Here is a 4,321-nt window from a genome sequence, read left to right as displayed (position 1 = left end):
ATTTTTTAAAAGAAAAACAATTAGAAGAAGAAGAAATAACAAGTTATCATGAAGCAGGACATACTCTTATAGCTCTTTTATATCCTGAAAATTTTCAAGTTCCTTACGTTACAATTAAACGTACTCAAAGAACCTTGGGACATACTTCTTGCAAAGTTTTAAAATCTGATCCCAAAACAGAAACACTCCTTAATTTTGGAGGAACTGCTGCTGAAAACATTTTAGCCAAAAACCATCAAATGAAACGTTTACAAGTAGGAAAAGGCTCTGGTTCTGACCATAATAGTGCTAAACATAACTTAAATAAATTCTCTCCTTATCCTCAAAAAGATTTTAATGCCTTTTTACAAAAAACAGAACATTTATTACAAAATAATAAAGATGCCTTAGATGAAATAGCACGTAAATTATTAATTAAAAAAACTTTATCTCAAAAATATTTAGATGAAATTACTAAAAAATATCCTTTAAAAAAAAGTTAAAATAAATAAGATTTATAATTTTCTAATAATAAAATGTTTGAAATAAAAAAGCCCTTTTGTTGAAGGGCTTCCTTTTTGAGTTATTATAATATTTTTGCACTTTTTACAACTAATATAAAAGTCAATATTTTTGAATAATCAAGTATTTTTAGTAGCTCAAATTAACAAATTACTAAAAATTGCCTTTTTCAAATTACAAAACAACAAAAAAATAAAAAAGTTAGCAAAAAATAACATAATATTAAAAAAAATGATAAAATAAAATAGTAAGTATAATTTTTTTAGTTTTGTCATCTTTTATTTTGGTTGTTAAAGCCCTATTTCACTAAGCTTTTAATTTTAAAAGTTTACTTTCATTTGTAAAGTTTGCTTTAAAAAATAAAAAAATTAAAGCCATAAATTGTGCCATCCAACAAATACAGAAATAAAAGTTATCCAAAAAAATATTGGGAGGAAAAATATTAGCAAAATTTTAGCCATCAATTAAACAACTATTTATAATAAATCAAATAATAATTTGAAATATTTTTACAAAAAACTTATTATTTGCATTTTCATTTATTTGCTATCTATGCTATCTACACTTTTTACTAATTTTACCAAAAATATTTATTTCTTAATTCAAAAATAACTTTTTGACAATATTAACAATATTAAAATTAAAAAAGCTAAAATTAAAAAAATAAATTAAAAAAGAAAGAATGGAAAAAGGTTTTTTAAATGAGCAACTATATCAACAAATTGCGCCAAAAAATTGGGAAAGACCCTTTATTTTCTCCTGGGGCTTCCGTTATTGTTTATGAAAATAATAAATATTTATTGCAATTCCGCAAAGATTTTAATGTTTGGGGACTTCATGGTGGAGCAATGGAATTAGGAGAAACTGGAGCTGATGTTTGCGTAAGAGAACTAGAAGAAGAAACAGGTCTTAAAGCTTTAGAAATTCATCCCTTTCGTACCTATTGTGGAAAACATTTTGTTATCAATTATCCTAACGGAGATGTTGTCTATCCAGTTGTTATGGCTTTTGTAGTAACTAAAACACAAGGAAAATTAAGCCCACAAGATGATGAAGTTGCTGAACTAAAATGGTTTGATGAGGCCTCTTTGCCAATGGATGCTATGATGGAAATTGACAAAACCTTTTTAAAAGATTTTTTGCAACACAAAAACCAAACCCAACCTCAAACATACAAAACTAAATTTTGTCAGACAAAATATCTTTGCTAAGAAAAAAATTAAAATATATTCCAAATTATTACATTCAAAATAATTATAAATTGAAATAATTATAAATTGAAATAATTATAAATTGAAATAATTATTAATCCAAATTATTAAAAAATTCTATAGGTCGCATTTATTGTTCAAATTTTTAAAGCAATTTTTAAAACCACAAAATAAATTGTTTTAACTAAAAAAAGACTATCTAATGGCGGTAGTCTTTTTTTCATTTTTCCCTCGCGCACTTTTTGCTTTTTTTCGCCACCACCACCAAATCCGCAAATAAAGCCACAAACAGCAAAAAATAATTAAATGATGTCAACAAACCACTAAATATATGTTAAAATAAATAATAATGGGATTGCAAATAAGGGCTTTTGCTGCCCAATTATTTTCATTTTTCCCCTCCAATTACTTTGGTTTCACACTAAAATTGTTAATTTTTGTTTTTTCACTCAGGTTTTTGATAAAAATTAACATTATTTTATTTTCATTGCGCTTTCACCTCACTTCATTTTATTTTCATTTTTTAATATTGAACCAAAGTAAGAATTGTTGAAATACGAACCAACAACCCGCAATTACAAATTCAAAAACTAAAAAATATAAAGGATTAAAACGATTATGTTAAATTTTTTAAAAAAAATATTTAATTCTTCCAAAAAAGCTTTAAGAAAAGCTAGAACCATAGCTAATAAAGTACAAAATTTAGAAGCCCAAATGGCTTTATTAGATGACAAAGATTTTGCCACAAAAACCGCAGAATTAAAAAAACTCTTTCAAGAAGGAAAAACCCTTAACCAACTGCTGCCCGAAGCCTATGCTCTTGCCAAAGAAGCTACCAAAAGAGTAACAGGACTTACTCCTTATTACGTTCAAATTTTGGGCGCTGTAATTTTGCATCAAGGAAATATTTCTGAGATGAAAACTGGGGAAGGAAAAACCCTTACTGCCATCATGCCTGCTTATCTTAACGCTTTAAGTGGTAACCCCGTTCACATTGTTACAGTCAATGAATACCTAGCTAAAAGAGAATTTGAAGGTAGCATCGGTGATGTTTTTCGCTTTTTGGGAATGACAGTAGGACTTAATACCAAAGACAAAGACCGCGCACAAAAACAACAAGCCTATTTATGTGATATTCTCTACACTACTAACAGTGAATTAGGGTTTGATTATTTAAGAGACAACATGGAAATTGAAGCTTCCAATTTGGTAATGAAACGCCCTTACAGTTATGCTATTGTTGATGAAGTAGACTCTATTTTAATTGATGAGGCAAGAACGCCTTTAATTATTTCCCAAAGTGTCAAAGAAACTAAGAATTTATACAAAGAAGCACAACGTTTTGTTCGCACCCTTAAAAATAGCCATTATCTTATTGAATTAGAAACTAAAACAATTGAACTTACCGAAGAAGGAATTACCAAAGCTGAAAACTTTTTCCAAATTGATAATTTATACAACGTAGAACACGCCTCTTTGCTCCACCATGTCAAAAACGCCCTTAAAGCAGCTTTTACGATCCACAAAGACAAAGATTACTTAGTTGATTACAAAGATGGACAAGTTCTAATTATTGATCAATTTACTGGACGTGCTTTGCCAGGACGCCAATTTAGCGACGGTCTTCACCAAGCATTAGAAGCCAAAGAAGGAGTATTAATTAAAGAAGAAGCTTCCATTGGAGCTACTATTACTTATCAAAATTTTTTCCGTCTTTATCACAAATTATCAGGGATGACAGGAACTGCCAAAACCGAAGAAGATGAATTTAGAGACATTTATAACATGGAAGTTATCGAAATTCCTACCAATGTTCCTATGATAAGAATTGACGAGCCCGATTTTATTTTTGTTTCTTTAAAAGAAAAATACGACGCTTTAATTGAAGAAATAACTTCTCGCCACAAAAAAAGACAACCCATTTTAATTGGGACAACTACAGTAGAAGTTTCTGAAATTATTTCTAAAAAATTAAAAAAACATTCCATTAAACACGAAATTCTAAATGCCAAAAACCACTCTAAAGAAGCAGACATCATTGCTAAGGCAGGACTTAAAAATGCAGTTACTATTGCTACTAATATGGCAGGACGTGGAACTGATATTCGTTTAGGCGAAGGGGTTAAAGAATTAGGCGGACTTGCTGTTTTAGGTACTGAAAGACACGAATCACGAAGAATTGATAACCAATTAAGAGGACGTGCTGGACGTCAAGGCGACCCTGGTTATTCACGTTTTTTTATTTCTAGCGAAGATGAACTTGCCCAAAGATTTGGTGGCACTAGAATAGAAAAAATTATTTCTTTGCTCCAAAAAATAAGCGATTGTGAAACTAAAACTTCATCTAAAATGGTGACTAAATTTTTTACCAAAATACAAAAAAAAGTAGAATCTTCCAATTTTGACTATCGTAAATACCTCTTAAAATATGATGATATTTTACGTATTCAAAGAGAAATTATCTATAACCAAAGAAAAGAAATTCTAGTTAGCAATAGAGTAGAACAAATCGTTCAAGATTTAATGCAAAAGACCCTTAATAAAGCTATTTTGCCATATTTTACTAACAACCCTACCCAATGTCAAACCCAAACTTTAATTACTTTTTT

At 29.1% G+C, this 4,321-nt stretch carries 3 protein-coding genes; all 3 read left to right on the top strand.

Annotation, left to right across the window (positions count from 1 at the left end; all coding sequences use genetic code 11):
* Positions 1-482: hypothetical protein (locus OYV_RS03005; RefSeq protein ID WP_042068214.1), on the top strand; the 482-nt coding region annotated here is incomplete at its 5' end.
* A gap of 720 nt (positions 483-1,202) precedes the next feature.
* The gene (locus OYV_RS03000) at positions 1,203-1,712 is read left to right on the top strand and encodes an NUDIX hydrolase (protein WP_011160827.1); all 510 of its coding nucleotides are present in this window, start codon (positions 1,203-1,205) and stop codon (positions 1,710-1,712) included.
* Between the two features lie 618 nt (positions 1,713-2,330).
* Positions 2,331-4,321 (top strand): preprotein translocase subunit SecA (gene secA / locus OYV_RS02995; protein ID WP_042068213.1); only part of this gene is annotated, 1,991 nt, incomplete at its 3' end.

The organism is 'Chrysanthemum coronarium' phytoplasma (assembly GCF_000744065.1).
Classification (GTDB): domain Bacteria; phylum Bacillota_I; class Bacilli_A; order Acholeplasmatales; family Acholeplasmataceae; genus Phytoplasma; species Phytoplasma asteris.
Note: the sequence above shows the minus strand (reverse complement) of the source record. Positions and strands in the feature narration are given on the sequence as shown.